General features: G+C 71.5%; 19 protein-coding genes. 13 read left to right on the top strand and 6 right to left on the bottom strand.

Annotated elements, in window-relative coordinates:
- Nucleotides 1-48: 48 nt before the first annotated feature.
- A complete protein-coding gene (locus tag ACIRQH_RS16460) occupies nt 49-441 on the top strand; it encodes a nuclear transport factor 2 family protein (RefSeq protein ID WP_388870184.1) in 393 nt (130 codons plus the stop codon).
- 51 nt (nt 442-492) lie between these two features.
- The gene (locus tag ACIRQH_RS16455) at nt 493-867 is read left to right on the top strand and encodes a four-helix bundle copper-binding protein (protein ID WP_388870181.1); all 375 of its coding nucleotides are present in this window, start codon (nt 493-495) and stop codon (nt 865-867) included.
- Nucleotides 868-885: 18 nt separating this feature from the next.
- Here the strand turns inward: ACIRQH_RS16455 and ACIRQH_RS16450 are convergent, their stop codons facing one another.
- Nucleotides 886-1,470 carry a histidine phosphatase family protein gene (locus ACIRQH_RS16450; RefSeq protein WP_388933512.1) on the bottom strand — a complete coding sequence of 195 codons (585 nt, stop codon included), beginning with the start codon at nt 1,468-1,470 and terminating at the stop codon, nt 886-888.
- A gap of 250 nt (nt 1,471-1,720) precedes the next feature.
- Between ACIRQH_RS16450 and ACIRQH_RS16445 the strand changes: the two genes are divergently transcribed.
- The 6 genes from ACIRQH_RS16445 (at nt 1,721) to ACIRQH_RS16420 (ending at nt 12,614) form a co-directional block, all read left to right on the top strand.
- Entirely contained in the window at nt 1,721-2,911 is a 1,191-nt protein-coding gene (locus ACIRQH_RS16445) for an acyl-CoA dehydrogenase family protein (RefSeq protein ID WP_358818650.1), read from the top strand.
- Between the two features lie 607 nt (nt 2,912-3,518).
- Nucleotides 3,519-5,327 carry a protein kinase gene (locus ACIRQH_RS16440; protein ID WP_404226353.1) on the top strand — a complete coding sequence of 603 codons (1,809 nt, stop codon included), beginning with the start codon at nt 3,519-3,521 and terminating at the stop codon, nt 5,325-5,327.
- Nucleotides 5,328-5,641: 314 nt separating this feature from the next.
- Nucleotides 5,642-7,576 carry an FHA domain-containing protein gene (locus ACIRQH_RS16435; protein ID WP_404226351.1) on the top strand — a complete coding sequence of 645 codons (1,935 nt, stop codon included), beginning with the start codon at nt 5,642-5,644 and terminating at the stop codon, nt 7,574-7,576.
- A gap of 124 nt (nt 7,577-7,700) precedes the next feature.
- The gene (locus ACIRQH_RS16430; RefSeq protein WP_388933519.1) at nt 7,701-8,555 is read left to right on the top strand and encodes an oxygenase MpaB family protein; all 855 of its coding nucleotides are present in this window, start codon (nt 7,701-7,703) and stop codon (nt 8,553-8,555) included.
- A gap of 70 nt (nt 8,556-8,625) precedes the next feature.
- A complete protein-coding gene (locus ACIRQH_RS16425; protein ID WP_388872965.1) occupies nt 8,626-10,902 on the top strand; it encodes a tetratricopeptide repeat protein in 2,277 nt (758 codons plus the stop codon).
- A gap of 146 nt (nt 10,903-11,048) precedes the next feature.
- On the top strand, nt 11,049-12,614 hold the full coding sequence (locus ACIRQH_RS16420) for an NAD(P)/FAD-dependent oxidoreductase (RefSeq protein WP_358818658.1): 1,566 nt from the start codon (nt 11,049-11,051) through the stop codon (nt 12,612-12,614).
- 78 nt (nt 12,615-12,692) lie between these two features.
- Here the strand turns inward: ACIRQH_RS16420 and ACIRQH_RS16415 are convergent, their stop codons facing one another.
- Nucleotides 12,693-14,498, bottom strand: a complete 1,806-nt coding sequence (locus tag ACIRQH_RS16415) for a serine hydrolase (protein WP_404226348.1) — start codon at nt 14,496-14,498, stop codon at nt 12,693-12,695.
- Nucleotides 14,499-14,678: 180 nt separating this feature from the next.
- Between ACIRQH_RS16415 and ACIRQH_RS16410 the strand changes: the two genes are divergently transcribed.
- From ACIRQH_RS16410 to ACIRQH_RS16400, 3 genes are all read left to right on the top strand, one after another.
- A complete protein-coding gene (locus tag ACIRQH_RS16410) occupies nt 14,679-15,791 on the top strand; it encodes an NAD(P)H-dependent flavin oxidoreductase (protein WP_388872959.1) in 1,113 nt (370 codons plus the stop codon).
- The gene (locus ACIRQH_RS16405; protein ID WP_388872956.1) at nt 15,788-17,338 is read left to right on the top strand and encodes an acyl-CoA synthetase; all 1,551 of its coding nucleotides are present in this window, start codon (nt 15,788-15,790) and stop codon (nt 17,336-17,338) included. The genes ACIRQH_RS16410 and ACIRQH_RS16405 overlap by 4 nt, the downstream gene beginning before the upstream one ends.
- Before the next feature lie 169 nt (nt 17,339-17,507).
- Nucleotides 17,508-19,004 carry an acyl-CoA synthetase gene (locus ACIRQH_RS16400; protein ID WP_388872953.1) on the top strand — a complete coding sequence of 499 codons (1,497 nt, stop codon included), beginning with the start codon at nt 17,508-17,510 and terminating at the stop codon, nt 19,002-19,004.
- On the opposite strand, the gene ACIRQH_RS16395 is transcribed toward ACIRQH_RS16400, so the two are convergent.
- Entirely contained in the window at nt 18,970-20,010 is a 1,041-nt protein-coding gene (locus ACIRQH_RS16395) for a zinc-binding dehydrogenase (protein WP_404226345.1), read from the bottom strand. The two genes, ACIRQH_RS16400 and ACIRQH_RS16395, sit on opposite strands and share 35 nt — an antisense overlap.
- 99 nt (nt 20,011-20,109) lie before the next feature.
- Here ACIRQH_RS16395 and ACIRQH_RS16390 point away from each other — a divergent pair, with 99 nt between their 5' ends.
- Nucleotides 20,110-21,003, top strand: a complete 894-nt coding sequence (locus tag ACIRQH_RS16390; RefSeq protein ID WP_404226343.1) for a LysR family transcriptional regulator — start codon at nt 20,110-20,112, stop codon at nt 21,001-21,003.
- Nucleotides 21,004-21,120: 117 nt separating this feature from the next.
- Here ACIRQH_RS16390 and paaK read toward each other — a convergent pair whose 3' ends face one another.
- From paaK to ACIRQH_RS16375, 3 genes are all read right to left on the bottom strand, one after another.
- A complete protein-coding gene (paaK, locus tag ACIRQH_RS16385) occupies nt 21,121-22,428 on the bottom strand; it encodes a phenylacetate--CoA ligase PaaK (protein WP_404226341.1) in 1,308 nt (435 codons plus the stop codon).
- A gap of 142 nt (nt 22,429-22,570) precedes the next feature.
- A complete protein-coding gene (locus ACIRQH_RS16380) occupies nt 22,571-23,905 on the bottom strand; it encodes an enolase C-terminal domain-like protein (RefSeq protein WP_404226339.1) in 1,335 nt (444 codons plus the stop codon).
- 100 nt (nt 23,906-24,005) lie between these two features.
- Entirely contained in the window at nt 24,006-24,965 is a 960-nt protein-coding gene (locus ACIRQH_RS16375) for a 5-dehydro-4-deoxyglucarate dehydratase (protein ID WP_404226338.1), read from the bottom strand.
- A 106-nt stretch (nt 24,966-25,071) separates the two neighbouring features.
- Here ACIRQH_RS16375 and ACIRQH_RS16370 point away from each other — a divergent pair, with 106 nt between their 5' ends.
- Nucleotides 25,072-25,860, top strand: a complete 789-nt coding sequence (locus ACIRQH_RS16370) for an IclR family transcriptional regulator (protein ID WP_358818667.1) — start codon at nt 25,072-25,074, stop codon at nt 25,858-25,860.
- Nucleotides 25,861-25,902 lie beyond the last annotated feature (42 nt).

Raw genomic sequence — 25,902 nt, 5'->3', positions numbered from 1 at the left:
AATCTCATGCGCACCTAATCAATTAGTTGAGTATGAGAGGTGGACGTGATGAACGCGTTCCGCAAGGCCGTGGAGGCCGGAGATCTCGCCGCTGTCGAGGACCTGTTGGCCGACGACGTCGTGTTCACCAGCCCCGTGGCCTTCAAGCCCTACCCGGGCAAGCCGATCACGGCGGCCATCCTCCGAGGGGTCTGGCGCGTCTTCAGCGACTTCCGCTACGTCCGTGAGATCGCCGGGGCCGACGGCCGCGACCACGCGCTCGTCTTCACCGCCAAGGTGGGCGACAAGGAGATCAACGGCTGCGACTTCCTGCACTTCGACGAGGACGGCCGGATCGACGAACTGATGGTGATGGTACGCCCGTTGTCGGCGGCTCGGGCGCTCTCCGCGGCGATGGGCGCGGAGTTCGAGCAGATCTCCCGGGAGGCGGCCGACGCGTGAGGCTTCCCTCCCGCGCCGTTTGAACCGACTCCCCGTGGCAACACGGTTGTTGTGACTTCCACTACATCCCAGCAGGAGCTCTTCCGCTTCCTGGAGGACCGCTTCGCCTGCGCCCAGGCCTGCAGCCAATGCGCCCGGGCCTGCGCGCTGCGCGCGAGCCTCATGAACCCCGACGGGCCCGAGGAGCAGGCTCTGCTGCGGCGCAAGGGCGTGCTGTGCGCGGAGGTCTGCGAGGCGACCTGCCACATGCTGTCCCGGCAGGTCGGACAGGACGAGCGAGATGTCCGGGCCCAGCTGGAGTGGTGCCGTGACGTCTGCCTGGAGTGCGCGGAGGTCTTCGACGGCTTCCCCGGCGCCGAGGGCTCGGCCAAGACCTGCCGCGAATGCGCCCAGGCCTGCGCCGACTTCCTCGCCACCCTGCGCTGAACGCGCGGACGCGCCGGATCAGGCCCGTCCCTCCAGGGGGCGTCCCGCGCGGACGTTCCACCGCCCCGCGCGCCCGCTGAACTCCGTGGCAGTGAGTGGCGCCACGTCCACCCGCCAGAACGCCGACTCCGGCGCCCCCAGCGCCCGTACCAGCAGGGCCCGTACGACCTCGGGCTCCACCACCGCGACGATCCTGCCGTCCTGCTCGGCGGCCCGCTCCAGGCACCCCGCCACCCGGTCGCAGAACGTCCGCACCGACTCCCCGCCGTGCGGCGCCGCCATGGGGTCCGCGAGCCACCGCGCGACCGCCTCCGGCTCCGCCCCGCTCACCTCGCCCAGAGTCGCCCCGCGCCAGCGGCCCACGTCCAGACCGGCCAGCTCCGGCACGTCGACGGCGTCGTCGAGACCGAGCGCCCGCGCGGTCTGCCGGCAACGCACGCCGGGGGAGACCCACAGCCGGTCCCCGGCCGGCACGGCACCCGCGTCGGCCACCGCTGCGGCGGCCCGCAGACCCGAGGCGTCCACCGGGCTCCCGTCGTCGAAGCGGGCCGCGCGCAGCGCCTCACTGATCGCCGCTGAGATCAGCGTCACTCGGCTCGTCATGCCATCACTCTCACGCGTCGTCGGACCCCTGCGGACGCAAGAACCCTGCCCTGTAGGGGAATTGCCCCGCCGGCCGTCCGACGGGCCTGCCGCACCCGGTCGCGCCACCCTAAGGCCCACCGCGCCGCACCCGGCGGGCGCTCCCCCGCGCGCCCCGGACCACGTGCCCGCGTCATCGCCATTCCCCATTTATGGAACACGTTCTACGGTGTGCGCCGTCAGGTCGGGCCCGGGAAGGCAAGGAGGCACCGTGCATCTCGAATACACGCCGGAGCAGCAGCGGTTGCGGACCGAACTGCGGGACTACTTCGCCGAACTGGTGCCGGACAACGCCTACGCGCGCTACGGCGACCCGGCGGCCCAGAAACGCTTCTACCGCGAGACCGTCCGACGGCTCGGCACGGACCGCTGGCTGGGCGTCGGCTGGCCCGAGGAGTACGGCGGGCGCGGCCTGAGCCCGATGGAGCAGTTCATCTTCTTCGACGAGGCCGCCCAGGCGGGCGTACCACTGCCGCTGATGGCCCTCAACACCGTCGGACCCACGATCATGCAGTTCGGCACCGACGAGCAGAAGGCCTACTTCCTGCCGCGCATCCTCTCCGGCGAACTCGACTTCGCGATCGGCTACAGCGAGCCCGACGCCGGAACCGACCTCGCCGCCCTCAGGACCAAGGCCGTACGCGAGGGCGACGAGGAGACCGGCCACTACACCGTCGACGGACAGAAGATCTGGACCACCAACGGCGACACCGCCGACTGGGTGTGGCTCGCCGTCCGCACCGACCCCGACGCTCCGCCCCACAAGGGCATCACCATGCTCCTCGTCCCGACCAGCGACCCCGGCTACTCCTGCACCCTCATCAACACGCTCGCCTCGCACGACACCACCGCGAGCTACTACGAGAACATCCGCGTCCCCGCCACGCGCCGGGTCGGCCGGGAGAACAAGGGCTGGCGGCTGATCACCAACCAGCTCAACCACGAACGCGTCACCCTCGCCGCGCACGGCACCATGGCCATCCGCGCCCTGCACGACGTCCAGCGCTGGGCGATGGAGACCAAACTCGGCGACGGCCGCCGCGTCGTCGACCTCCCCTGGGTGCGCCGAGGCCTCGCCCGCACGCACACCCGTCTCGACGCCATGAAGCTCATGAACTGGCAGATGGTGAACGCCGTCCAGCACGGCACGCTCACCCCGCAGGACGCCTCCGCCGTCAAGGTCTACGGCTCGGAGGCCCGCCGGGACGCGTACGCCGCGCTCATGGAGATCGTCGCCGCGCCCGGCGTCCTCAAGGAGGGCTCGGCCGGAGCCGTCCTGCACGGCGAACTCGAACGCGGCTACCGGTCCGCGGTGATCTTCACCTTCGGCGGCGGGAACAACGAGATCCAGCGGGAGATCATCGCCTGGATCGGCCTGGGGATGCCCCGGGTACGGCGTTAGCCCGATGCAGCCGCAGCCAGCGATCACGAGCGCGCCCTCGTCAGGCGTCGCCGGCAGACGAGCCCACGGGCGCCGTTGGGTCGGAGGCCTGACCGCTCCGGCACCGGAAATTGGTCGAGGCTTCTGGGCGCGAACTTGAACCTGGGGCCCCGGTCGTACGTGGAGTTGCCGGCGGCTCATGCTCCTCTCGATGCCTGCGGTGTGATCGGAGCACTCCGAACGACGGGGCGGCGGTGTCGTCATGCCGATCGAGGGGTCCATCAACAGGGTTGCTGACAAATGCAGTTGATGATTGATCAGACGTAGGCGGAACCGTGCAGACTTCGGCACCCGCCGCCCTCGCGTGGCACTAGGCTCATCACCGGAGGTACCCGTGAACTCGCGTCGGATCCATCCGCCGTGGGCTCGCTCGTCCGTGCCCCGCTCCCCGGACAGACCCGGTGCGGGCTCGTCTTTCCGTACCCCATCTCGAGACAGGGACGCAGCGGGCGATCACGCGGCCGCACAGCGTTCCTTCCGACCCCGGTCGTACGCAGGAATCGATGGACCAGGGGCGACGTCCGCGCTCTGACGAGTCGCTTGCATGAGGAAAGGAAGAATTGCCCCGATGACCAGTGAGGACACCGTGGCCGAGGGGTCGGGCCACGCGCGCGTGATCGCCGGCCGCTACGCTCTGCTCTCGCCCCTGGGTGAAGGCGGCATGGGTACCGTGTGGCGGGCCCGCGACCAGGTACTGCAGCGCGAGGTCGCGATCAAGGAGGTCCGGGCGCCTGCCGGGCTGGCCGCGTCCGCCATCGAGCGGATGTACACGCGGCTGGAGCGTGAGGCGTGGGCCGCGGCACGGGTGTCGCACCGGAACGTGGTGACTGTCCACGACGTGGCCATGGAAGAGGGGCACCCTTGGATCGTCATGGAGCTGGTACGAGGTCAGTCGCTGGCCGACCTGCTCAGGGCCGAGGGCCCGCTCACCGCGCAGCGCGCCGCCTCCATCGGCGGTGAGGTGCTCGCGGCTCTCCGCGCCGCCGACGAGGTCGGCGTGCTGCACCGTGACGTCAAGCCGGCCAATGTGCTGATCGCCAAGGACGGTCGGGTGGTACTCACCGATTTCGGCATCGCCGTGGTCGAGGGCAGTACGGCGCTCACCATGACCGGTGAGGTGGTCGGCTCGCCCGAATTCCTGGCCCCTGAGCGCGCGTTGGGCAAGCAGCCCGGATTCGCGTCGGACCTGTGGTCGCTCGGTGTCCTGCTGTATGCGGCGGTCGAGGGAGGTTCACCCTTCCGTCAGAACACCCCGCTCAGTACCCTGCGGGCGATCGTGGACGCCGAGTTGCCGCCTGCCCGCCGGGCCGGGGCCCTCACCCCGGTCATCGAAGGACTGCTGCGCAAGGATCCCGCCGAACGCCTGGGCGCCGAAGAGGCCGCGCGCGAGCTGCGGTTGGTCAGCGAGGGGAGCGCCCCCGACACGGGAACCGTGCAACCGGCTCCCCATTCACCGACCGCCGTGGAAGAGCCCGAGACGCAGTTCACGACGCAGGCATCCCCTGCCGAGGCGGAGACGCGGCACACGACGCAGGCATCCCCGGCCGAGGCGGGGACGCAGCACACGACGCGGTCGGCCCCCGCCGAGGCGGAGACGCAGCACACGACGCAGCCGGCCCCGGCCCGAACCGAGACGCAGCACACGACGCAGGTATCCCCGCGCCGAACCGAGACGCAGCCCGCAGCCGCGTATGCCTCGACACAGCAAGCCGCCACGCAGCTCTCGGCACAGCCGGCCGCCGCTCATCCCTCGGCGCAACCGCCGCCCACCCATCCCGCGCCGCCCCCCGCCCCGAGCCCCTCGCGGCGCAACCGCCGCAGCACCGCCCTCGTGGCTGTGGGCGGGGCACTGTGCGCTCTGGCGCTGGCCGGAACGGGCTATGCCCTGATGAACGACGGGGACGGGGACAACGACGGAAGGCAGCAGAACGCGGCCGACGGTTCGTCCTCTCCGGATGCGAAGGACGCCTCTCGCAAAGCCGAGGACGCCACGGCGCCCGGCGCAGGGGATGACGACCAGGACACCTCACCGTCCGAGGGGGTGCGCATGAAGGTGACGGGTTCACAGACGACGTACTCGGGACCATGCCCGCCTCCGAGCGGGGAGGCGCCCACCTTCACGGCGACGTTCTCGGTGGACCGGCTCCCGGCGCAGTTCTCCTACCGGTGGGTGTCCAAGGACGGCTCGGTCACCGATGAGCAGTGGAGGACGCTGTCGTTCCCGAACGGCGGAAGTCTGACCAAGTCGGTCTCGGTCAGCCTGACCACATGGTCGAAGGCCGGAACGTTCCAGAGCGACATCGGAGTGGAGCTCAATGCCCCTCTTCAGGGCCGGTCCAACACGGTTCCCCTGTCGTTGACATGCGAGAAGGGATGACCGGAGGCGCGAGGTCCGGTCGCTGACGGTTCGGGCCGCGTGACCGGGTTCCGGCACGCGGCCGCCCGGCCGGTTCGGCGCCGGGCGCGGGACCGGGACCGCGCCGTCCGTCATCCGCCACTGGCGGCCATGCCCGGCACCGGTCGACCAGGACAAGGGTTCGGCCCGCCACCAGGCACGGGGAAGTCCCCTTCGGAAGGGTCGAACCGATCGGGGCCCCCGCCCCCACGTGAGCGACAGCTCCGTCCGCATGCCGGGTCAGCCGCGTCCCGCGGCCTCCCTTTTCTGTTGAGTGTCGTCCACAAGGAGTACGAGTGCCATCGGTCATCGTCGGGCAGACGGGTCCCTTCACCGGTCAGAGCGTGGTCCTGAGCGCCGCTCCACTGACGTTCGGCCGCAAGAGCGACAACGGCGTCGTGATCGTCAGTGCCAGCGCCTCCCGTCTGCATGCCGAAATCGTCGAGGAGGATGCCGGCTTCGTCCTGTACGACCGCAGCCGGAACGGCACCTTCGTCAACGACCAGCGCATCACACGGCATGTACTGCGTGCCAACGACTGCGTTCGGATCGGTGACGAGACCTTCCTCTTCGAGTCGCAGGACGCCATGGAGACGGTCATGGACCTTTCCCTCCTCGACATGCCCCGGACAAAGGCATCCGAGGATCCCGGTCTGCTCCGCGTCACGATCGCCGGCGGAGGCCCGGTCGGCCTCGCCTTCGCGCTGCTGCTGGAGAACATGCTGCGCGGGCGCGTCGCCATCAAGATCTACGAAGGTCGGTGGATCAAGAACGGCGCCACTGTGGTCTGGAAGGACGAGACCCACGGAAACACCCGTCGGCAACAGGTCGTGACCATCCAGAGCCGGCAGTACCTCGCCCTGCATGACGCGATGCAGTCGGCGTTGTTCGACTCGGGTGAGTACGCGGAGATGTGGCCCGTCGGACCGGACTCCGTGGAGGGCCGGCCTCCCCGCAACATCCGGATCGCCTACATCGAGGACCGCCTGCTGGAACTGGCGAACAAGAGAACCGCGATCCGGCTGATACCGCAACGGTTCGACCCCTCGGAGCACCAGGGCCGGCTCGCGCAGGAACACGTCCTGGTGGTCTGCGAGGGCGGACGGTCCCGCACCCGGGAGCACTACAGCGACCGCTTCGGCGCGGCCGACGCCTCGATCTATTCCCTCGAAGGCGACCACCTGCAGGACGTGGTGCTGGGGCTGCGGGTGAAGTCCCCGCTCTCCGACCCGATGAGCGTCCTGCTGACCGTGTCGCAGAACAGATTCCTTCTCAACTCGCTGCGCGGCGAGGGTTTCCTGAACATGCGCCTCACCCGCGAAGAGGCCAAGAACGTCGTCGGCATCGACCCGGTCCGCCAGGTGTTCGAGGAGTGCATCGCCGCTCGCCCCTGCGTCATGAGCCGCGAAGAGGACAACGAGTTCCGCTGTCCCTCGCACGGAACCCTCTTCCTGCCCGCCCTGCTGCGCAGCTCGCCGCTGTGGAAGCGGATCCGGGAGGGCCTGAAGCTGTACGGCATGGCCGAGAACGATCTCACCGCGGTCACGTCGTTCCGGCTGGACATGGTGCAACGCCCACGGTTCACGGCGCAGCTCAGCCGGCCGACCTCGACGAGCCCCGGCACGTTCGGCTTCCTGCTCGGCGACGCCGCCAACGCCATCCACTTCTGGCCGGGCCGGGGCCTCAACAGCGGTCTGGCCTCCGCCACTTCGCTCGCCCGCTCCCTCAGCCGCGCATGGCAGGGAAGGCCGCTGCGTGACGCCGATTTCATCCGGCACGAGGCGGCGATGTCCATGCTTCAGTACCGGCACAAGAGCCGCGCCTGGAACGCCATGGTCACCACCGACGAACAGGGCGCCACCCGTGCCATCAAGGACATCATCGCCCAGAGCATGGAACCGGTGCCCGGCGAGGATCCCACGTTCGGGCAGACCCACCTCGACGCCCTGTTGGAGCGAATGAGCGGGATACGTGAGCGGCTCGCGTCGCGTCTGCCAGGCATGCCCACCGATGAGGAACTGCGAAGCCATCTCTCGGCGTTGGAGCCCGCCACGCTGCGCACGCTCCGGGAGAGCGGCGCGTGGGACACCCTGATCGTCGGCGGTGAAGAGGCCGACATCGATCTCTTCTACCAATCGGACTCGCCGGTCTACGTCCCTCGCCCCGCCGACCCGCGAGACATCCCGTCGGGCCTCCCGCGGCAGGGACCCGCGCCGGTGAACCCCGCCTGAGGGCGAACGCCACCGACGACGCGGTCCGGACGGCTCACGGCAGGTGCCGTGAGCCGTCGCAGACATCAGCGCAGATCACTGACGTTGGCTGGTGCCATCCATCGATCCTGGTCACACTGATCGGATGGAGCACGACGGACGCGGTGACCCCGGCCTCTTCGGACCCGGCTCGGTCACCTGGCAGATGCACGGCGATCCCATGATGTGGGTCGCCGGGATCCGCGCGCTCTACCTCCAGGCGCTGCACCCCCGAGCCGTACGGGGGGTCTTCCAGAACTCGGACTTCCGGCGCGACGCCTGGGGCCGCCTGATGCGCACCGCCCACTTCGTCGGAACGACCACGTACGGCACGACCGCCGCCGCCGAGCAGGCCGGCGCCCGAGTGCGCGGGATCCACCGCAGGCTCACCGTCACCGACCCGGACACCGGTGAGCCGTACCGGGTCGACGAGCCGGAGTTGCTGCTGTGGGTGCACTGCGCGGAGATCGACTCCTACCTCCACGTACTGCGCCGCTCAGGGTTCCGCCTCACGGACGCGCAGGCCGACCGGTACGTCGCGGAGAACCGGGTCGGCGCCCGCCTCGTCGGACTCGACCCCGCCGGAGTGCCGGCGGACCAGGCCGAACTGGCCGCCTACTTCGACAAGACGCGCCCGGAACTGGCCGCCGGCGCCGAGGCCCGTGACGTGGACGAATTCCTCGTGTGTCCCCCCGTCCACCCGCTGCTCGTACCGGCGCGCGCCCTGCTGTGGCGGCGCGTGGCCCGCCTCGCGTACGCGGCTCTGCCGCCGTACGCCCACGCGCTGTACGGCCGGCCGGCCCCTCCGCCCGCCGCGGTGAGCCGGAGTCTGCGCACCACGGGCACCACGCTGCGCCTCGTGCCCGCGACGCTTCGCTGGCAACTCCCGCCCAAGCACATTCTCTCGGCCGTGTCACGGCTCGGCCCCGGGTCCCGCCCGGCGCCGTACAAAGTCGGTTGACGGCTCGCCATACTGGACGGGGCCCGGGGGAGGGCCCGAGGTTGAGCAGTGACGGGGGCGATCACACGCGATGGCGGAGAGCAGGCTGATCCAGGGCCGGTACCGGCTGCTGGATCTCATCGGGCGCGGCGGCATGGGCGAGGTGTGGCGGGCGCGCGACGAGTCGCTGGGGCGCCACGTGGCCGTCAAGTGCCTCAAACCGCTCGGCCCGCACCACGACCAGGCCTTCACCGGCGTTCTGCGGGAGCGGTTCCGGCGCGAGGCCCGGGTGGCGGCCGCCCTCCAGCACCGCGGGGTGACCGTGGTCCACGACTTCGGCGAGGCCGACGGCCTGCTGTATCTGGTGATGGAACTGCTGGAGGGACTCAACCTCGGCCAGGCCCTGGAGGAGAACGACCACCGCCCGCTCGCCGTCGACCAGGTGATCGACATCGCCGGACAGGTGACCGCCGCGCTCGACTACACCCACCGTCAGGGCATCGTGCACCGGGACCTGAAGCCGGCGAACATCATGCGGCTGAACGACGGCACCGTGAAGATCTGCGACTTCGGCATCGCCCGGCTCGGGCACGACATCGGGTTCACCTCACGGCTCACCGGCACCGGCATCGCGATGGGTACCCCGCACTACATGTCACCGGAACAGATCAGCGGTTCGGAGGTCGACGAGCGCAGCGACCTCTACTCGTTCGGCTGCGTGCTCTACGAGATAGCCACCGGGGCACCGCCGTTCGACCTCGAAGACGCCTGGTCCGTCCTCGTCGGGCACCGCGACACCGTGCCCGAGCCGCCCCGCCGCCACCGCGCCGAACTGCCCGAGTACCTGGAGCGGATCATCCTCGACCTGCTCGCCAAGGAGCCCGAGCGGCGGCCCCAGGACGCCCGCGAGCTCGCCCACCGCATCGACGCCGGACGCGGCACACCCCTGTACGTGCCGACGGTCGTCACCCCCGCCATCGGGCAGTCCTCCTCCGCGCACCGGTCGCTCCGGTCCGTCACCCCGTCGGGTCCGGAGCAGTCCGCCCGAGCGTCGCGTCTGCCCTCCTGGACCCAGGGCATGACGACCGGCCACAAGGCCACCGGCGCGGGACTGCGCACCACACCACCGGACCCCTCGGCCGGACTCACCGGCGAGTGGATCGCCCGCCCCTCCACCACCGTGACACCCCAGCGGTCCGCCCCCGAACGACCCGCACCGTCGACGGAGTCGCTCACCGCGCTCGCCGGACGGCACGACGCCGGACTGAGCCTCGGACGGCTCGGCCGGTGGACCGAGGCGGGCGAGGCCCACCGCTCCGTCGCCGCCGAACGCGAACACCTCCTCGGACCCGACCACCCCGACACGCTCACCAGCCGCTACGAGGTCGGCTTCACCCTCAGCCGCACCGGCCGCCCCGCCGAGGCACTGGGCGAGTACGCCGGGGTCGCGCAGTCCCGCGAGCGCGTGCTCGGCGCCGAACACCCCGACACCCTCGCCGCCCGGCAGGAAATGGCCTATGTACTCGGCCAGTTGGGCCGCCACTTCGAGGCCCACCAGGCGTACACGTCGGTACTCGCGGCCCGGGAACGCGTCATGGGCACCGACCATCCGGACACCCTGCGCTGCCGCCACAACCTCGCCTTCAACCTCAGCCGGCTCGGACGCCTGGAGGACTCGTACCGCATGGCGAGCGAGGTCGCCGCCGCCCGTGGCCGGGTGCTCGGCGCGGCGCACCCCGACACCCTCGTCACGCGCTTCGAAGTCGGTTACGCACTAGGCCAGTTGGGGCGTTGGACCGAGGCGCTGCAGACCTACCGGGAGGTCGCCGAGACGCGCTCCCGGGCGCTCGGCCCCGACCACCCGGACACCCTCGCCGCCCGCTACGAGGTGGGTATCAGCCTTGGCCGGCTCGGCCGCAGCGCGCAGGCCCTGGACCTGTACAGAGCGCTCGTCGACGACCGCACCCGGGCGCACGGCCCCGCCCACCCCGAGACCCTGCGCGCCCGCCACGGCCTCGGGGTGAACCTCGGCCGCATGGCGCGCTGGGAAGAGGCGCTCGCCGAGTCCCGTGACGTGTGCGCGCTGCGCGAGCGCGTCCTCGGCGGAGACCACCCCGACACCCTCGTCAGCCGCCGTGAGGTCGCCGTCGGCCTCGGCTGGCTCGGCCGCTGGGCCGACGCCCTCACCGAGTACCGCCGCGTGGCGACCGCCCGCGAGCAGGTGCTGGGCGCCGACCACCCCGACACCCTGGCCAGCCGCAACGACGAGGCGCACTGCCTGGAGCAGTTGGGCCACCGCCAGGAGGCCGTGGAGCTGTACCGGAGAGTGGCCGTGCTGCGGCAGCAGCGGGCCGCCGGAGGACGCTAGCGGGGTCTTCGCCGACAGCCCGGGGCCGGGTCCGGGTCCTGACCTGCGGGAAAGGACCCTGGGAGGGCCGGCGCCCGCTCGTCCGGCCGCCCGCCGCCTGCCGCGCACCCCTGGCCGACGTAGATCATCACGTGCTACGAAGAACCATGCCTGCACACGAGGGATACGACGCCGTGATCGTCGGCGGGGGCCACAACGGACTCGTCGCCGCCGCCTACCTGGCCCGGGCCGGACAGTCCGTGCTGGTGCTGGAGCGGCTGGGGACCACCGGCGGCGCCGCCGTGTCCACCCGGCCGTTCGCCGGGGTCGACGCGCGCCTGTCGCGCTACTCGTACCTGGTGAGCCTGCTGCCACGGAAGATCGTGCGGGACCTCGGCCTCGACTTCCGCGTCCGAGGCCGCACGGTCTCCTCGTACACGCCCGTCGAGCGGGACGGACGGCCCACGGGGCTGCTCGTCGGCGGGGGCGAGCGCCGTACCCGCGAGGCGTTCGCGCGGCTGACCGGTTCGGACCGCGAGTACGAGGCGTGGCAGCGCTTCTACGCGCTGACCGGACGCGTCGCCCGGAACGTGTTCCCCACCCTCACCGAACCCCTGCCCACCCGCGAGGAGTTGCGGGCGCGCGTCGACGACGAGGAGGCCTGGCGGATCCTGTTCGAGGAGCCCGTCGGCGCGGCCGTCGAGGAGTACTTCACCGACGACCTCGTCCGTGGCGTCGTCCTGACCGACGCGCTCATCGGCACCTTCGCCGACGCCCACGATCCGTCCCTGCGCCAGAACCGCTGCTTCCTCTACCACGTGATCGGCGGCGGCACCGGCGCCTGGGACGTGCCCGTCGGGGGCATGGGTGCGCTCACCGACGCGATCGCCGGCGCCGCCCGCGGTGCCGGCGCGGTGATCGCCACCGGGCACGAGGTGCTCCGCATCGACACCGACGGCGAGTCCGCCGAGATCACCTACCGCACGGCCGACGGCGAGGGCGTCGTCGCGGCCCGCCACGTGCTGGTCAACGCCTCACCGCAGGAACTCGCACGGCTCACCGGGGACGAGCCGCCGGCCCCCGCCGAGGGGGCGCAGCTCAAGGTGAACATGCTGCTGAAGCGGCTGCCGCGGCTGCGCGACACCTCCGTCGACCCGCGCGAGGCGTTCTCCGGGACCTTCCACATCGCCGAGGGGTACGAGCAGCTCGCCGCCGCGCACGCGCAGGCCGCGTCCGGGGAACTGCCCGCCGCGCCGCCCTCGGAGATCTACTGCCACTCGCTCACCGACCCCAGCATCCTCGGCCAGGACCTGGCCGAGCAGGGGTACCAGACGCTCACGCTCTTCGGACTCCACACGCCGGCCCGGCTCTTCGAGCGCGACAACGACGGCGTGCGGGACGAGCTGCTGAAGTCGACGCTGGCGCAGTTGGAGGCGCACCTCGCCGAGCCGCTCGCGGACTGCCTGGCCACCGACGCGGACGGCAGGCCGTGCATCGAGGCGAAGACCCCGCTGGACCTGGAGCGCGACCTGCGGCTGCCGGGCGGCAACATCTTCCACCGTGACCTCGCCTTCCCCTACGTGCAGGAGGGCACCGGCCGTTGGGGCGTCGAGACGCGGCACGCCAACGTGATGCTGTGCGGGGCGGGTGCCGTGCGGGGCGGCGGGGTGAGCGGGGTACCGGGCCACAACGCCGCGAAGGCCGTGCTGGACGCTCTGGGCGCGGCCGGCTAGACGGCGCACCGGTTCCGTCCTCGTCCCTTCCACAGGCGGGGCGGGGACGGAACCGGCTTCGAGCGGTGGGGCGTGGCGTCAGTCCCGGGACGGCACCCAGCCCGTCGGCGTGATCCGTGCGGCGTCGGCGGGGCGTCCCTCGTCGAAGACGACGCGCCCGCCCGAGCTGACCCGCAGGGCGTCGACGTACGCGCCCCGGCCGACGTACAGCGTGTCCGTCGTGTACCTCCAGCGCAGCGTGAGCGCCCGGTCGGCCGGCAGGTCCGCTCCGAGCCGGTGCCAGACCCGCCCCGACCAGCCGGTGGCCGTGCCGTCCGGATGCTCCTGCGGGTCCTCGGACCCGCGCCGGGTCGTGAAGGGGACGGGCGTGAAGCTCGCGCCGCCGTCGGTGGACGCTTCGAGGACGAGCAGGTCCGACCCGGGCTCCGTGTCCCACCACAGGGCGCAGCCGAGGCGCGGGGAACCGGCGCCGGTGTCGAGCGGGGGCAGCGTCAGGGTCGCCGTCGTGCCGCTCGCGGTCCCGGCGAACCAGGACGTACGGCCGGACGCGGGACGCACCGGGACGGCGCGCGCCATGTCGGTGCCCGCGGCGACCCGGGGAGCGGAGCCGGATCGCCATGTGCGCACGGGATGGACGGAGTTGCCGAGCACGATCAGGAACGAGTCGGTCGTCGGGTCGAGGACGATCGAGGTGCCCGTGAAACCGGTGTGGCCCGCCGTGCGCGGCGTCGCCATCGCGCCCATGTACCAGTGCTGGTAGAGCTCGAAGCCCAGGCCGTGCTCGTCGCCCGGGAAGGCGGTGTTGAAGTCGGTGAACATCAGGTCCACCGTCTCCGGTCGCAGGATGCGGGCCCTGCCGTAGGCGCCGCCGTTGAGCAGCGTCCGGCCGAGGACCGCCAGGTCCCAGGCGCAGGAGAAGACACCGGCGTGACCGGCGACCCCGCCTAGGGAGTACGCGTTCTCGTCGTGGACCTCGCCCCACACCAGTCCGCGGTCCAGTCCCGACCAGGGCAGCCGGGCGTCCTCGGTGGCCGCGATCCGGGGTTTCCAGGAGGCGGGCGGGTTGTAGCGGGTGCGGTCCATGCCGAGCGGGCCGGTGATCTCGTCGCGCAGCAGCACGTCGAGGGTCCGGCCGGTGAGCTTCTCCAGGACCAGTTGGAGCGAGATGAGGTTCAGGTCGGAGTAGAGGTAGGCGGCGCCGGGCGGGTTGAGGAGCTTCTCGTCCCAGACGAGTTGGAGCTTCCCCTCCCGGGTCGGCGCGTTGTAGAGAGGGATCCAGGAACGGAACCCCGAGGTGTGCGTCAGTAGTTGACGGATCGTCACACCCTGCTTGCCGCCGCCCGCGAACTCCGGGAGGTACGAGGCGACGGTGGCCTCCAGTTCCAGGGTGCCCCGCTCGATCTGCTGCACGGCGAGGATCGAGGTGAAGAGCTTCGAGACCGACGCGAGATCGTAGACCGTGTCGCGTGTCGCCGCGATCTGCTCGTCGGCCGGGAACTCCACGCCCGAGTCGGTGCTCTCGTCGTAGCCCGCGTATCGCACGGCTTTGCCGATCGGCTGGTGCAGGGCCACGGTGGAACCCCGTCCGGCGAGCAGGACGGCACCGGCGTACCAGGGGTGCCGGGGTGAGGGCCCGAGGAACGCCTCGGCGTCCGTGACCAGTTGACGCAGGGGTCCGCCGAGCAGGCCGGCCTGTTCCGGTGTTCCGTGCCGCAGGGTCCGCCGGCCGTCCGCCGCCGCGGCCGCGGCAGGCCCTGCCGGGAACGGGCCGAGAGCCAGCGAGCCGCCCACCGCCAGTACACCCGCGCCCCATTGACGACGCGTCAGTCCGCCGCCGGTTCTGTACCGCTCCTCCGCCGTTCCGTCCTTCGCGCCTTCGGTCATCGGGGATCCTCCCGCTCGGGCCACCTGAAAGTATCTTTCTGATCTACCGTGCCGGGTGAAAGTTTCCCGTCAGGCGTGGGCGTGTCAACCCCTCCGCGGCGAACGCGCGGGTGTCCAGAAATCTGACGGAGCATCAGAAAAGGCCTTCCCTCGTCCGGAGGTCTGCGGCATCCTGCGGCCATGCAGACGGAGCTGAGCAAGAGACTGGGAGTCGAGCACGCCATCTTCGGCTTCACGCCGTTTCCCGCCGTCGCCGCGGCCATCAGCCGTGCCGGTGGACTCGGCGTGCTCGGAGCGGTCCGCTACACCGCCCCCGACGAACTCGAACGCGACCTCGACTGGATCGAGGCGCACATCGAGGGCAGGCCCTACGGACTCGACGTCGTCATGCCCGCGAAGAAGGTCGAAGGGGTCAGTGAGGCCGAGGTCGAGGCGATGATTCCCGAGGGACACCGCCAGTACGTCAGGGACACCCTCGCGAAGTACGGCGTGCCCGAACTCGCCGAGGGCGAGGCGTCCGGCTGGCGCATCACCGGCTGGATGGAAGAGGTCGCCCGAGGTCAGCTCGACGTCGCCTTCGAGCACCCGATCACACTGCTCGCCAACGCGCTCGGTTCACCGCCCGCCGACGTCATCGAGCGCGCGCACGCCCAGGGAGTGCTGGTCGCGGCCCTCGCCGGCAGCGCCCGGCACGCCCGCAAGCACGCCGAGGCGGGCATCGACATCGTCGTCGCGCAGGGCTACGAGGCGGGCGGCCACACCGGGGAGATCGCCTCGATGGTCCTCACCCCCGAAGTCGTCGACGCCGTCGACCCGTTGCCCGTCCTCGCCGCCGGCGGCATCGGCAGCGGACAGCAGGTCGCCGCCGCGTTCAGCCTCGGTGCCCAGGGCGTGTGGCTCGGCTCGATCTGGCTGACGGTCACCGAGGCCGACCTGCACGCGCCCGGCGTCACCCGCAAGCTCCTGGCCGCCGGATCCGGGGACACCGTGCGCTCGCGGGCCCTGACCGGCAAGCCCGCGCGCCAGCTCCGCACCGAGTGGACCGACGCCTGGGACGACCCGAACGGTCCCGGAACCCTGCCCATGCCGCTCCAGGGACTCCTGGTCGCCGACGCCGTCTCCCGCATCCAGAAGTACGAGGTGGAGCCACTGCTCGGCACGCCGGTCGGGCAGATCGTCGGCCGCATGAACAGCGAACGCGCCGTCCAGGAGGTCTTCGACGACCTGACCCGAGGCTTCGAGCGCGCCGTGGACCGCGTCAACCGCATCGCCGGCAGGGAGGACCACGCATGAGCACCGCCCCGAACGGCTTCTGGGCCCAGGCCGCGGCCGACCCCGACCGCGTCGTCCTCGTCACCCCCGCGGGCGAGGAGTGGACCGCGGGACGTCTGCACGCCGCCTCCAACCGGCTCGTCCACGCACTGCGCGCGGCGGGCCTCTCCCGCGGCGACGCGTTCGCGGTCGTGCTCCCGAACGGCGTCGAGTTCCTCGTCGCCTACCTGGCGGCCTCGCAGGCCGGCCTCTACCTCGTCCCCGTGAACCATCACCTCGTCGGCCCGGAGATCGCCTGGATCGTCTCCGACTCCGGTGCCAAGGTCCTCATCGCCCATGAGCGGTTCGCCGACGCGGCCCGGCACGCGGCCGACGAGGCGAAGCTGCCCGGCGACCGGCGCTACGCCGTCGGCGCGATCGACGGCTTCCGCCCCTACGCCGAACTCCTCGACGGGCAGCCGGAGTCGGTGCCCGCCGACCGCACCCTCGGCTGGGTCATGAACTACACCTCAGGAACCACCGGCCGTCCGCGCGGCATCCGGCGCCCGCTGCCCGGCAAGCTCCCCGAGGAGTCGTACCTCGGCGGATTCCTGGCCATCTTCGGCATCCGCCCCTTCGACGACAACGTGCACCTCGTCTGCTCGCCGCTCTACCACACCGCGGTGCTCCAGTTCGCGGGCGCGTCCCTGCACATCGGCCACCGGCTGGTCCTGATGGACAAGTGGACGCCCGAGGAGATGCTCCGGGTCATCGACGCGCACCGGTGCACCCACACCCACATGGTGCCGACCCAGTTCCACCGGCTGCTGGCCCTGCCCGAGGGGGTGCGGGCACGCTACGACGTCTCCTCCATGCGGCACGCCATCCACGGCGCGGCCCCCTGTCCCGACCATGTGAAGCGCGCCATGATCGAGTGGTGGGGCCACAGCGTCGAGGAGTACTACGCGGCCAGCGAGGGCGGCGGGGCCTTCGCGACCGCCGAGGACTGGCTGAAGAAGCCCGGCACCGTCGGCAAGGCCTGGCCCATCAGCGAACTCGCCGTCTTCGACGACGCCGGAGACCGGCTGCCGCCCGGTGAACTCGGCACCGTCTACCTGAAGATGAGCACCGGCGGGTTCACCTATCACAAGGACGAGAGCAAGACGCGGAAGAACCGGATCGGCGACTTCTTCACCGTCGGCGACCTGGGTTACCTGGACGAGGACGGCTATCTCTTCCTGCGCGACCGCAAGATCGACATGATCATCTCGGGCGGCGTGAACATCTACCCGGCCGAGATCGAGTCCGCGCTGCTCACCCACCCCGCGGTGGCCGACGCCGCGGCCTTCGGCATTCCGCACGACGAATGGGGCGAGGAGGTCAAGGCCGTGGTCGAACCCGCCCCCGGCCACGAACCCGGCCCCGCTCTCGCCGAGGCCGTCCTCGCCCACTGCGCGACCCTGCTGGCCGGCTACAAGCGCCCCAAGAGCGTCGACTTCGTCGAAACGATGCCCCGCGACCCCAACGGAAAACTCTACAAACGACGCCTGAGGGACCCGTACTGGGAGGGGCGGACCCGGGTGGTGTGAACGGGGCACGGCCCTCGGCCGTGCGCGGCGCCCGGGGATCCGGACGCCGCGCACCCACTCGGAGAGTTCGACAAGGCCGTCCGGCCCCTGAGGGGGTCCGGGACGAACAGTCCGCTCGGGGCGCTGTGGTACTTGACCTCCTCGTTGTGTGGATCGAGGATCACGTGTCATGACGCCTGGACACGGCAGTACGGTTGACGGGGTGCTGCGGCGCAGTGCCCGGCGGACTCCGGCGCGGCGCGCGGTCGACTACCGCGAGCGCTCCTGGACGTACGCGGAACTCGACGAGGCCGTCTCCCGCGCGGCGACCGTGCTGCTCGGCGAGGGGCTGGTCCCCGGCGACCGGGTCGGTGCCTACGGCCACAACTCGGACGCCTACCTCATCGGCTTCCTCGCCTGTGCCCGCGCCGGCCTCGTGCACGTGCCGGTGAACCAGAACCTGACCGGCGACGACCTCGCGTACATCGTCGGTCAGTCGGGCAGCAGCCTCGTGCTGACCGACCCCGACCTCGCCGGGCGGCTCCCCGACGGTGTGCGGACCCTGCCGCTGCGCGACGCCGACGACTCGCTTCTCGCCCGCCTGGACACGGCCCTCCCGTACGACGGGGACGAGCCGCGCGGCGACACGCTCGTGCAGCTGCTCTACACCTCGGGCACCACCGCCCTGCCCAAGGGCGCGATGATGACGCACCGGGCCCTCGTCCACGAGTACCTGAGCGCGATCACGGCTCTCGATCTGAGCGCCGGAGACCTCCCCGTCCACTCGCTGCCGCTCTACCACTCGGCGCAGATGCACGTGTTCCTGCTGCCGTACCTCGCGATCGGCGCGACGAACACCATCCTCGACGCGCCGGACGCCGGGCAGCTCTTCGACCTGATCGAGGCGGGCCGCGCGGACAGCCTGTTCGCGCCGCCCACCGTGTGGATCGGCCTGGCCAACCGCCCCGACTTCGCCGACCGCGACCTGAGCGGACTGCGCAAGGCGTACTACGGCGCCTCGATCATGCCGGTGCCCGTCCTGGAGCGGCTGCGCGAGCGGCTGCCGAAGCTGGCCTTCTACAACTGCTTCGGGCAGAGCGAGATCGGCCCCCTCGCCACCGTCCTCGCCCCCGACGAGCACAAGGGCCGGATGGACTCCTGCGGACGCCCGGTCCTCTTCGTGGACGCACGGGTGGTCGACGAGAACGGCAAGGACGTACCCGACGGCACGGCGGGCGAAGTCGTCTACCGCTCACCGCAGTTGTGCGACGGCTACTGGGACAAGCCCGAGGAGACGGCCGACGCGTTCCGCGACGGCTGGTTCCACTCGGGCGACCTCGCCGTGCGGGACACGGACGGGTACTTCACCGTCGTGGACCGGGTGAAGGACGTCATCAACTCCGGTGGCGTACTGGTCGCCTCACGCCAGGTCGAGGACGCCCTCTACACCCATGAGCAGGTCGCCGAGGTCGCGGTCGTCGGCCTCCCCGACGAGCGCTGGATCGAGGCCGTCACCGCGGTCGTCGTGTCGCGCGGCGAGGTCACCGAGGCCGAACTCATCGCCCACGCACGGGAGAAGCTCCCGCACTTCAAGGCGCCCAAGCGGGTCCTCTTCGTGGACGAACTGCCCCGTAACGCCAGCGGGAAGATCCTCAAGCGTGAGCTGCGCGAGCGCTGGGGATCCTGACCTGCGAGCGGTCCCGGACGATGATCTTGCCGGTGTTCTCGCCGCGCAGCATGCCCAGGAACGCGTCCACGATGTGCTCGAACCCGTCGACGACCGTCTCGTCCAGCGCGAGTCGGCCACTCTGCAGGTGCGGCACGGCGAACTCGTACAACTCCTCCTGCAGAGCGAGGTGGTTGCTGACCAGGAAGCCCTCCATGCGGATGCTCTTCTCGACGATGTCCGCGTAGTCGAAGCGCGGCGACGGCGCGCCGGGGGTGTTGTACTGGCTGATCGTGCCGACGCGGACGATCCGCCCGAACGTGCGCAGCGCTCCCACAGCGGCGGCCAGTTGCCCGCCGCCGACGTTGTCGATGAACACGTCGATGCCGTCCGGCGCGGCCTCGGCGAGCAGGACGGCCGCGGACCCGTCGTGATAGTCGAAGGCCGCGTCATAGCCCACCTCCCGCACGAGGTGGGCGGCCTTCGCCGCCGAGCCCGCGCTGCCCACGAGCCGCCCGGCATGGAGCAACCTGGCGAACCGCCCGGTCGCCGTGCCGACCCCGCCCGCGGCGGCGGACACGAACAGGTCCTCTCCTGCTCGAAGCCGCGCGATCCGGGTCAGGCCGACGTAGGCGGTCAGGCCGGTGCCACCCAGGGTGCTCAAGTACGCGGTCAGCGGTACCCCGTCGAAGCGGGGCAACCGCCGTACCTCCTCGGGTGTGACCATCGCGTGCGTACGCCAGCCCCGCCGGTGGAACACGATCTCGCCCTCGGCCAGCCGAGGAGTGCGCGAGGCGATCACCCGCCCGATGGCGCGGCCCTCCAGCGGTGCGTCGAGCGCGAAGCCGCCGGGCACGTCGTCCATCATCTCGCGGTGGTAGGGGTCGACGGACCAGTAGAGGTTCTCCACGAGCGCGCTGCCGGCGGCGGGGTCGGTGAGCGAGGACTCGACGAGGGCGAAGTGCCCGGCGGTGGGAAAGCCGTGGGGGCGGGCGGTCTGGTGCACGGTGAGCGCGGTCTCGTTCATGACCGGACCGTAGGACGGGAATGCGCATCGCGGGCAGCCCGTTGGGCTCATGCGACGCACCGTTCCATGAGCAGTTCTCATACATGAGGTGAGCGCCCCGTGGCCCGTACGACCGACTCCGATCTCCTCCCGCAGGAACTGCGCGTCCTGGTGGCGGTCGCGGACACCGGTGCCTTCTCGGCCGCCGCCGGCACACTGGGCATGACCCAGTCCGCGGTCTCCCACTCGGTGCGCGGCAGCGAGCGCAAGATCGGTGCCGTCCTCTTCGAACGCGGCCGCGCCGGAGCCCACCCCACCCCCGCCGGAGAGAAGGCCGTCGCACACGCCCGGCGCGTCCTGCGCCTGCTGGACGTCCTGTCCGTCGAGGCACGCGACGCCTCCCGGCCCGGCGCCGCGCAGGGCGAGCTGCGGATCGCGGCTTTCCGCAGCGCGGCACTCCACCTGCTCCCGGACGTCCTGCGGCGGCTCCGCGCCCGGCACCCCGGGATCGAGCCGCGGGTGCGGATCGTACGCGAGGTGGGGCGCGGCACCGCGGGCGAAGTCGCCGACGGGAAGGCCGACATGGCCATCGCCACGCTGGGCGGCTCCGCACCGCTTCCACCGGGTCTGGTCGCGCGTGAACTCCTCGAGGATCCCTATGCCCTGGTGCACCCCGCGGGGCACGGTTCCCCGCGCGCGCTGCCGCTGGTCGACTGGGCCGAGAACTGTGGTTCGTACACCCGCGACTGGTGGGCCGCACAGGACTGGATCCCGAAGGCGACCGTCGAGGCCGAGGACGACGGAGCGGTGCTCTCCCTGGTGAGCGGAGGTCACGGGATGGCGATCATGCCCGCGCTCTCCATGGTCGGGGCACCGGACTCGGTCGGGATCACCGATCTCGGCCCCCGGCGCCCGACCCGCCGGATCGGCTATGTCACCACCCCGGAACTGGCCACGTCCGCCGCCGTGCGCGCCCTGGTGAGGGAACTGCGCGCCACGGCCTCCGGCGTGTGAGCCTTCCCGGCTCCGGAGCCGCACCGGCAGGGCCAGGACCCCCGCGGACCGGCGAGCCGGGTCGGCACCGTCGTGGACGGCCTCACCCGCACCGGTCCGCCGACGCGCCGAGCCCTCTCACGGGCGTTGGCGCAGGTCCACGATCCGCTTCAGTTTGCCCACCGACCGCTCCAGCGACTCCGGTTCGACGATCTCCACGTCCGCCGAGACGCCGATGCCGTCCTTGATGCCCTTGCCGATCGTCCGGGCGGCCGCCTCGCGCTGCTCGGGGGTCGCGCCGGAGCGGGCCTCGGCGCGCACGGTCAGCGCGTCCATGCGGCCCTCGCGGGTCAGCCGGAGCTGGAAGTGCGGGGCGACCCCCGGTGTCCGCAGCACGATCTCCTCGATCTGCGTCGGGAACAGGTTGACCCCGCGCAGGATCACCATGTCGTCGCTGCGGCCGGTGACCTTCTCCATCCGGCGGAAGGCCCGCGCCGTGCCCGGCAGGAGCCGGGTCAGGTCCCGCGTCCGGTAGCGGATCACCGGCATGGCCTCCTTGGTGAGCGAGGTGAACACCAGCTCGCCCTCCGCGCCGTCGGGGAGCACCTCGCCGGTGATCGGGTCGACGACCTCCGGGTAGAAGTGGTCCTCCCAGATGTGCAGACCGTCCTTGGTCTCCGCGCACTCCTGGGCGACACCCGGACCGATCACCTCGGACAGGCCGTAGATGTCCACCGCGTCGATCGCGAACCGTTCCTCGATCTCGCGCCGCATCTCCTCGGTCCACGGCTCGGCCCCGAAGATCCCGACGCGCAACGAGGTGCCCCGCGGGTCCACTCCCTGCCGCTCGAACTCGTCGAGGAGGGTCAGCATGTACGACGGCGTCACCATGATGATCCGCGGCTTCAGGTCCTGGATCAGCTGGACCTGACGTGCCGTCATGCCGCCGGACGCGGGGATCACCGTGCAGCCGAGCCGCTCGGCGCCGTAGTGCGCGCCGAGTCCGCCGGTGAACAGGCCGTATCCGTAGGCGATATGGACGATGTCGCCGGATCGCCCGCCCGCCGCGCGGATCGAACGCGCCACCATGTCCGACCACATGGACAGGTCGTTCTCCGTGTACCCCACGACGGTGGGCCGTCCGGTCGTCCCGCTCGACGCGTGCAGGCGACGGACGCGGTCCTGCGGTACGGCGAACATCCCGTACGGGTAGTTCGCGCGCAGGTCCGCCTTGACCGTGAAGGGGAAGCGGGACAGGTCGGCGAGCGAGCGGCAGTCGTCCGGACGCAGGCCCGCCTTGTCGAACGACTCCCGGTAGAAGGGCACGTTCTCGTACGCGTGCCGCAGTGACGCGCGCAGCCGCTCCAGCTGGAGCGAGCGCAGTCCTTCCGCGTCGAGCCGCTCGCCCGCGTCGAGCAGGCCCTTCGGATCCGTGGAGTCCGTCATCGCCACTTCTCCCTCACCAACCGTGCCATTCCGGACGACCGATCATTCGGTCGTTCTGTTCCGGATCAGTAATTCAGGTGTGCCGCGTCCGTGCAAGGGGTCCGCCCGCGGTTTTTGCGGGAAGGGGGCGGTGGAGGCGCGGTCAACGCACCAGGCAGGGGCGTTTCGGGTCGAACTCCCAGCCGGGGACGAGATGGCGCATGCCGACGGCGTCGTCGCGGGCGCCGAGCGCCTTCGTCCGGTACAGCTCGTGCGCCGCCAGCAGCCGGTCCATGTCCAGTTGGACGCCCAGACCGGGGGCGTCCGGAACGGCGATCTCGCCGTCGACGATCCGGGGCGGCGCGACCGTGAGCCGCTCCAGGCCCTCCTGCCAGATCCAGTGCGTGTCGAGGGCGTTGTACGGGCCGGGGGCCGCGGCGCCGCAGTGGGTGACCATCGCGAGGGAGATGTCGAAGTGGTTGTTGGAGTGGCAGCCCCAGGTCAGCCCCATCGCGTTGCACAGCTGGGCCACGCGCACCGAGCCCCGCATGGTCCAGAAGTGCGGGTCGGCCAGGGGGATGGAGACCGACTGGAGTGCCAGGGCGTGCGTCAGCTGCCGCCAGTCCGTGGCGACCATGTTGGTCGCCGTGGGCAGTCCCGTGGCCCGGCGGAACTCGGCCAGGACCTCTCGGCCCGAGTAGCCGTCCTCGGCGCCGCAGGGGTCCTCCGCGTAGGCGAGCGTGCCGACGAGGGGCGCGCACAGCTCGACCGCCTCGCGCAGCGACCAGGCGCCGTTCGGGTCGAGGGTGATCCTGGCCTCGGGGAACCGGTCCTTGAGCGCACGGACGGCCCGGACCTCCTCGCTGCCCTCCAGGACACCGCCCTTGAGTTTGAAGTCCCGGAAGCCGTAGAGCTCGTGGGCCGCCTCGGCCTGCCGGACGACGGCCTGCGGAGTGAGCGCCTCCTCGTGCCGCAGGCGGTACCAGTCCACGTCTGCGTCGGGCTCCCGCACGTACTCCAGGTCTGTTCGGCCGGGATCCCCGACGTAGAAGAGATACCCCAACACCCTTACGGAAGAGCGCTGTTGGCCGTCGCCGAGCAGTGCGGCCACCGGCACGTCGAGGTGCTGGCCGAGCAGGTCGAGCAGTGCCGACTCGACAGCGGTGACGGCGTGGACCGTCGTCCGCAGGTCGAAGGTCTGGGCGCCGCGCCCGCCGGCGTCCCGGTCGCCGAACCGGTCCCCGATCGCGCGCAGCACCCGCTGGAAGTCCCCCACCTTCGCCCCGAGCACGAGGGGTTCGGCATCGCGCAGCGTCCGGGTGATCCGCTCCCCGCCGGGCACCTCGCCGAGCCCGGTCCGCCCCTCGGAGTCCTTGAGGACGACGACGTTGCGGGTGAAGTAGGGACCGTGGGCGCCCGAGAGGTTCAGCTCCATGCAGTCCCGTCCCGCGACGGGGTAGACGGAGAACTCGCTGACGGTCGGCTGCTGACTGCTCATCAAAGTCCTTGTGTACGAGGGTGACCGCGGCCGGTGACCCCCGGGGGAGGGCGTCGAGGCCCACTCGACCACGAGGGCGCGGACCGGGCCGTGCGACGCGTCAGGCGGGCCGGCGTACCGCTCCGACGAGGGCCAGGCCGGTGTCGAGGATGCGCTCCAGTTCGGCGAGGTCGGCGGGGCCCGGATCGGTGAGCGGTGCGCGCACCGGGCCTACCGGCAGGCCGCGCAGTCTGGCCGCGGCCTTGACCAGTGAGACCGCGTACCCGGGCACCCGGTCGCGCAGGGCGACGAACGGGACGTAGAAGTCGCGCAGCAGTTCGTTCACCGTCGCGTCGTCGCCCGCGCGCAGGGCGCCGAAGCAGGCGTCGGCGATCTCGGGGGCGAAGGCGTGCACGGCCGACGAGTAGGCGGGGACACCGACGGTGGCGTAGGCGCGGGCCTGGATCTCGGCGGTGGCGGCCCCGTTGAAGAAGAGGAAGTCGTCGGGCGCGGCGAGGGTGAGGCGCTGGAGCCGGTCGAGGTCGCTGTGCCCGTCCTTGAGCCCGACGACGGTGGGGATCTCCGCGATGGCGCGCAGCCCCTCCGGGGTGAAGGCGACCGGTCCGCGGTGGTACGCGATCAGTGGCAGCCGGGTGCCCGCGGCGATCCGGCGCAGTTGCTCGACCAGACCCTCCTCGGGCGCCTCGACGAGATAGTGCGGCAGCACCAGGAGCGCGTCCGCGCCGGCCTCCTCGGCGATCCGGGCGAACCGCAGCGCCTGCGCCCAGCCGTATCCGACACCCGCGACCACCGGCAGCCGGCCGTCCGCGATCAGGACCGTGTCGGCGACCACCGAACGGTACTCGTCCTCGTCCAGCGCGCTGAACTCGCCGGTCCCGCAGGCGGGGAACACGGCGCCGGGTCCGGTGGCCAACTGGCGGGCCAGACAGGCCCGGTAGGCCTCCGGGTCCAGATCGCCGTCGTCGGTGAAGCTGGTGAGGGGGAACGACAGCACCCCGCTCGCCATGCCGTCGCGCAGCCGCCGGACCACGCGCTCCGTCCCCGCGTCGAACCCTGCCATGATGCTCATCCCCGTATGCAGATGACGTCTATGTATGGGAACAGAGGTTAGGTTCGTGAATCCCTCCGGTCAATATGGGAGGCGGCACGGATTTACGATGGGCGCCATGCCGGAGAGCCCAGGGGTGCGCGGAGTGAAGTCGGCGGCCCGCACCGTCGCGCTGCTGGAGCTGCTCGCCGACCGCGGCGACCGGCCCGCGCGTCTCGATGAACTCGCCGGGGCGCTCGACGTGCCGCGCAGCAGCATGTACCAACTGCTGCAGACCCTCGTCGACTGCGGCTGGGTGCGCGCCGACACCACCGGCTCGCTGTACGGCATCGGGATCCGTGCCCTGCTCACGGGCACCAGCTACCTGGACAGCGACCGCCGGGTGCGCGCGGCCCGCCCTCACCTCGACGCGGCCTCCGACGTGCTGGGCGAGACCCTGCACCTCGGCCGGCTCGACGGCGGCGACGTCGTCTACCTCGCCACTCGGGAATCGCACGAGTACGCGCGCACCATCAGCCGCGTCGGCCGCCGTATCCCGGCCCACGCCACCGCGCTCGGCAAGGCCCTGCTCGCCGAGCGCTCCGACGGCGACCTGCCGATCCCCGCCGAGCCGCTGGCCGCCCTCACGGCCAACACCCACACGCTCCGCGCCGGTCTGCTCGCCGATCTCGCCGGCGTGCGCGAGCGCGGCTACTCCGTCGACCGCGAGGAGACGGTGCCCGGCATCGTGGGCTTCGGCTTCGCCCTGCGCTACGACACACCGGCCGCCGACGCCATCAGCTGCTCGGTTCCGGTGGCCCGGCTCACCGCGGAGCACGAGGCCCGCGTCGTCGCCGTCATGCGGGAGACGCGGGCCACCATCGAGACGCTCCGGCCGGCTGCCTCGGGCACACCGGACTGGCGCTGACCGCGGGGCGGACGCGCCGGACCGCGCCGGGGCGTACGGCAG

This window comes from Streptomyces sp. NPDC102279 (assembly GCF_044766365.1).
GTDB lineage: Bacteria > Actinomycetota > Actinomycetes > Streptomycetales > Streptomycetaceae > Streptomyces.
This window is presented reverse-complemented; position numbering and strand designations above follow the sequence as displayed.